This is a genomic window from Fructobacillus sp. EFB-N1, assembly GCF_001038455.1.
GTDB lineage: Bacteria > Bacillota > Bacilli > Lactobacillales > Lactobacillaceae > Fructobacillus > Fructobacillus cardui.
Genome location: NZ_LDUY01000039.1, coordinates 1 through 5,569, shown reverse-complemented (window position 1 = coordinate 5,569; position 5,569 = coordinate 1). Strand labels below are relative to the sequence as shown.

Here is a 5,569-nt window from a genome sequence, read left to right as displayed (position 1 = left end):
CGGCAACTGGCCAGCTAGGTCTAAATATTTACTTCAACTTTTGGGGTACAGGTCAAATGCTCATTTTCATTTTCTTTTTATCGGTGATGGCCCTGAGAAAGAAGGTTTTCGACAAGCGATTCAACAAGCCGGTCTAACAGATAACGTCATCATCTTAGATAGTACACCAAAGATTAAAAATTATTACTCTGCCATGAATTTATTCGTCCTGCCATCGTTGTTTGAAGGATTGCCAATGGCTGGGATTGAGGCCCAGGCAAATGGTCTACCAATCATTGTTTCTGATACTATTTCACATCAGTTAAAAATTACGAAGACAACTTTTCTTTCAGTACAACCAGACAAAGAAAGCATTAAATCGTGGGTAGAAGCGATTCTAATCACACAAAGTAGGATTGATAATCAGAATGTTCAAGAGCAGTTTTTAAAAAAGGGTTTTCTAATTGATAGTTCTGTCGCCAAATGGGAAGAGATTTATTTATCCTGATAGACCAACAAAATTTTGAGGATATTATATGGGCATTTATTTACTGGTAATCGGTGAAATCAGTATCCTTTCATTGATTCAAAACCGATTAAGAAATACATACTTATTCGTCATTACGTTAAGTCTGATACTATTAGTAGGCATGAGGGCTCTTTTGTTAGGCACCGATACGGGCAGTTATGTTGACCTTTTTAATGGCATTGTAAATGGTCGTTATTGGGATAGTTCATTATCCAATCTATTCTCAGGCCGCTTTGAAATTGGCTTTCTAGATTATGTGAAATTAGTGGCGGGATTTACTGATAATCCGCGTTTCTTATTGCTATCTTCGGCAATCATTGTGTACGTGCCTTTAGCATTTTACATAAAAAGGGAGTCATTAAATCCGACGCTTTCTTTTTTGCTCTTTTTTACTATGACTTATTTTCCACAATCAATGAATGTCATGAGGCAATCAATGGCGGTTGGTTTCTTAATGCTGGCTGTATTGTCGTTAGATAGTCGTTGTCGCTGGTGGGTACCATATTTATGGATTTTCATTGCTTTTCTTTTCCATCGATCAGCCATTTTATTCTTGCTGGTGATGTGGTTAAAACGTTATCGTTTTACGACAAAAAAGGCTGTGATGGCGGTAATTGGTTCTATTATTGTGGCGATTTCTTTTACCACTATTTTTACGGTTCTTTTGAAATATATACCATCATATTCTTATTATTCTAATAGTATTGGTCATCTCAGTGTTAAAATAGCGCTCATGATGAACATTTCGCTGTCGCTATTGCTATTGATTATTGCATCAATGGATAAGAGTCATACTGAGTCGGTGAACACCAATCGCTGGATGTTATTACTGGCCATTTGTGTATATACTATTTCTTTTGTATTCAACGGATTTGATCGCGTTGCCATGGTATTTCTCTTTGCTCAAATTGTTTTAGTGCCGAATGCGATTGCTAAACTCCAGGATGAAAAATTAAGAAAAATACTAAATGTCCTGGTTGGAGCCATTTTTATTTTTTACTTTGTGATTGTTCTGATTTATCGCCCTGATTGGTTGAAAATAACCCCATATTTCATGTGAGAAGGTACCATGATTGAAAAAATAATTCATTATGTATGGCTAGGTAAAGGTAAAAAGCCGGCAAGCGTTGTTAAAAACATTAAAACTTGGAAAAAATGTAATCCCGATTTTGAGTTGAAAGAGTGGAATGAGAACAATTTCGATGTCACTTGTAATTCCTTTGTGGAGCAAGCCTACAAAGAAAAAAATATGCCTTTGTTTCAGACTATATTCGACTATATGCACTTTATCAAGATGGTGGTATTTATTTGGATACAGACATGGTAGCCTATCAAGGATTTGAACCTTTATTAACAAATGATTTTTTTCTGACTTTTGAAAAGGAAAAAATAATTGCAAGCTCAATCATTGGTAGTCAAAAGGGCAATGTTATCATTTTGGATATGATGAATACAATTTATAAAAATTTGATTTTTAACGTTAAAAGGATGAATGAGTATGCCAATACAATTTTGATTACGGAATACTTTATGGACCATTATGGTCAGATTAAGTGGGACGGTCACGAGCAAGTTGTTAATAATTTCATACATTTTTATCCGGGAAAGTTACTGGTCAATCCGGGAAAAAATAGCATTTCAATTCATCTATTTGAGGCTTCGTGGGTGGCCAATAAAGTTCGTATAAGGGCATGGCTAAGTGTTGCCTTGAGGCGCCATAGTAACAAGAAATTCGTGCGATTTTTTTATAACCTCAATCACTTTTTAAGAGGAATTTAAGCTTAGCGATAGAAAAATCTATTTTAGTGAGAGGAATAGACTGCAATGAGCACTGATATTAAAGTTTTAGTTAATGAAATCGAAAATTACTTATGGCCTATTGAAGAAGAGTATCGAAAGTCGTGTGCTGATTTTACAGCACTTTTACCAGTTTACATTCATGATGATTTGAATCATTTTATGATGGCGGTCAAAAGTGTTTTTCAAAATACTGTTAAACCGGCTGAAATTTTAATCATGCAGGATGGGCCAGTCCATGAGAATATGGTTGTATTTATAGATTTTTTAATTAAAAAATACCCCCATATTTTGCGTCATATCAGTAATCAAAAAAACCAAGGTTTGGGTTACACGGCTGCAAAGGGTGTTCTATCTGTTAAATTTGAAATCATTGCTCGTGTTGATGCAGATGATCTGTCAACCGAAGACCGTTTTGCGAAACAACTTCAGTGTTTTTGTGAGGATGCCCAATTAGATATTTTAGGAAGTAATATAGCCGAGTTTAATGATGATTATGAAATTCAAACCCATCGAACCGTGCCCAGTACAGCAACGGATATTGATCACTTTTCAAAGATGAGGTCCCCATTTAATCATCCAAGTGTTATGTACAAAAAGGAGTCAGTGATTCAGGCCGGTAATTATGCTGATATTCAGCATTTTGAGGACTATGATCTTTTTGTTCGAATGTTGGCACAGGGTCAAAAAGCGAAAAATGTTGCGAAAAATTTGGTTTTTATGCGTGCGCCTGAATCGATGTACGAAAGACGAGGGGGAGCGGAGTATGTGCGAAAATATATTAGTTTTCGGAAAAAATTACTTCGCACAGGCTATATTGCGAAAAAAGAATACCTATTTTCCATTTTGGGCTCTTTATTGACTTCATATTCACCGGTATTCGTACGCAAAATTCTTTATCGTCTTTTTTTGCGAAAAAATTAGTGCCACTTTATCTATAAAGGAAAAGAAATGATTACGGTAGTCGTACCAGTTTATAATAATGCTCGATTTTTAGATTCTTTGATTCGACAGTTTTATCAACAAACAGCTAGCGATTTTGAAGTGGTGTTTGTTGATGATGGTTCAACGGATAATCCGCAGAAAATCATTAATCAAATTGATGATGACAAGCTGATTTATCGGTATATTCGTCAAAACAATCAAGGTGTTGGTGCAGCCCGGAATACGGGAATTGGCCAAGCTCAGGGTCGATATTTAATGTTTGTTGATCCTGATGATCAGATTATGCCCAATTTTGTAGCAGAGGGAGCCAACGTTATAAAAAAGGCTGATTTGGGTATTATGGCATTTGATTTAATCGATGCTCAGCAAAATCAATTAATTAGTCATCACCAGTGGAAAAATGTTGAATATCAATATTCTGATTTTTTAAAAAATTTTTCATCACTATATAATAGTGAACTGTTATTTTCTGTTTTTAATAAGGTTTATGATGCCAAAATTTTAAAAAGACAGCAATTGAGATTCTCTAAGCTACGAATGGGAGAAGATTTTCTCTTCAATATGCAGTATTTTGACTTGATTGACTCCGTCTCGCTAACTGATGTTGTCACCTATCGCTACATGATTTATGGTGAGGGAACTGCTACTACTAGCTTTCATGGAGATGAATTTGATTGTTCATACAGTAATCAGCAATACTTAATTGATTTTTTGAATCGTCATAATGTTTATGACGAAAAATTAGTTAGTTTGCATTGGTCCTTAATTTTAGCTTATCGGTTTGCAGATGTCCGGAAGCTAAAACGAAGGGGGAGTAAGGAGTATCACTTTGCTCGATCTCAATTTTTAGAGATTCTAACAATTTTTAACAAAGAGCGATTGGTAAAGGTAATGTTATTACCTCCAGTTCGAATGATGAAATACTTAGTGATGGTGACAAAACTCAATCGTTTTTTTATTTAAGAGCATTATAAAGCAAAAACTTTGTTTGTCTGATTAATAGTGAAATCATCTGTCACTGTTTGAAGAGATACTATTGGCTTATCCGTATGAAGAGTGGATGTAGAAGATGAAAGTAATCAAAAATTATATTTATAATATGAGTTATCAGGTACTGTTAATCATTGTACCGTTGGTTACGATGCCTTATATTTCACGTGTTTTGGGGCCACACGGACTAGGGGTGTATGCTTATACAAATTCCATGATTTCTTATTTTGTTTTACTGGCTAATTTGGGGATTGATGCCTATGGTAGCCGTCAAATTGCTTATGTTCGAGAAGATTCTGAAAAACGATCACAAGTTTTTTGGGAAATCACGATTTTAAAAATTTTCACCACGACAGTATCCTGTCTGTTGCTATTATTGTATTTGCCCTTTGCGGGTGATCTGCGTACGCTAATGCTGGCGCAGGCTTTATCGCTGGTTGCGGTTATGTTTGATATGTCATGGTACTTTGTTGGCATTGAAGACTTTCAAAAAAGTGTGACACGAAATGTTTTGATTAAGCTGGCTTCGCTTGTGCTGATTTTTATTTTTGTTAAGCATGCGACTGACACGCTCATCTATGTCATTATTACCAGTGGTTCCTCATTGGCAGGAAATGCAGCTTTGATACCATTTTTGAAAAAAGAAATTCAAGAAATTCCTTTTAGCCATTTGAATGTGAAAAAACATTTTTTACCTGCATTGCTGTTATTTATTCCGCAAATCGGTATGCAGTTGTATCTCGTTGCTAATAAGACAATTTTAGGGATGATGGACACCGTAACAGCGGTTGGTTTTTTTAGTTCGGCGGACAGTATTGTTCGCCTTGGAATGACTTTTGTATCAGCCATTTCAACTGCCTTATCACCACGGATTTCCCACCTTATTGCTGAAAAAAAGAACAGTAGTGTTAAGCGGTATATGAAAGAGGCCTTTGAGATTATTAATGGAATAGCCATTCCGTTAGCACTTGGGTTGATGATTGTGTCAACAAAATTTGTTCCAATTTTCTTTGGACCTGGTTACGGTGCGGTGGCCAAATTAATTGTTATCGAGAGCCCAGCGATTATTGTTATTTCGTGGAGTGTGGCAATCACAAGTCAGTACTTAATTCCAGCTGATATGACTTATGAATACATTTGGTCAACCGTTATCGGCGCTTTGAGTAACATCGCTTTTAATTATCTTTTGATTTTAAAATTTGGTGTCTATGGAACGGTATACGCGACACTGTTAAGTGAGGGTCTCGTAGTTTCTTACCTAATTTTTTGTATTCGGCAGATTCTATAATTAATTCGAACGAGAAAATTTAAAATAAAAACCCAAAGAAT

At 35.6% G+C, this 5,569-nt stretch carries 7 protein-coding genes; all 7 read left to right on the top strand.

Annotated features, from left to right (window positions below):
• On the top strand, positions 1–487 hold a 487-nt coding region (locus tag FEFB_RS07765; protein ID WP_047975675.1), incomplete at its 5' end, for a glycosyltransferase.
• A 28-nt stretch (positions 488–515) separates the two neighbouring features.
• A complete protein-coding gene (locus FEFB_RS07760; RefSeq protein ID WP_047975674.1) occupies positions 516–1,568 on the top strand; it encodes an EpsG family protein in 1,053 nt (350 codons plus the stop codon).
• Between the two features lie 9 nt (positions 1,569–1,577).
• Positions 1,578–1,835 carry a hypothetical protein gene (locus tag FEFB_RS08375; protein WP_053068998.1) on the top strand — a complete coding sequence of 86 codons (258 nt, stop codon included), beginning with the start codon at positions 1,578–1,580 and terminating at the stop codon, positions 1,833–1,835.
• Positions 1,778–2,287, top strand: a complete 510-nt coding sequence (locus tag FEFB_RS08370) for a glycosyltransferase (RefSeq protein WP_082131958.1) — start codon at positions 1,778–1,780, stop codon at positions 2,285–2,287. The genes FEFB_RS08375 and FEFB_RS08370 overlap by 58 nt, the downstream gene beginning before the upstream one ends.
• 45 nt (positions 2,288–2,332) lie before the next feature.
• Positions 2,333–3,229, top strand: a complete 897-nt coding sequence (locus tag FEFB_RS07750) for a glycosyltransferase (protein WP_053068996.1) — start codon at positions 2,333–2,335, stop codon at positions 3,227–3,229.
• Positions 3,230–3,256: 27 nt separating this feature from the next.
• On the top strand, positions 3,257–4,213 hold the full coding sequence (locus tag FEFB_RS07745) for a glycosyltransferase family A protein (protein WP_047975673.1): 957 nt from the start codon (positions 3,257–3,259) through the stop codon (positions 4,211–4,213).
• A 106-nt stretch (positions 4,214–4,319) separates the two neighbouring features.
• Positions 4,320–5,528: a flippase gene (locus tag FEFB_RS07740; RefSeq protein ID WP_053068995.1), complete on the top strand. Its 1,209-nt coding sequence runs from the start codon at positions 4,320–4,322 to the stop codon at positions 5,526–5,528.
• The last annotated feature ends 41 nt before the right edge of the window (positions 5,529–5,569 follow it).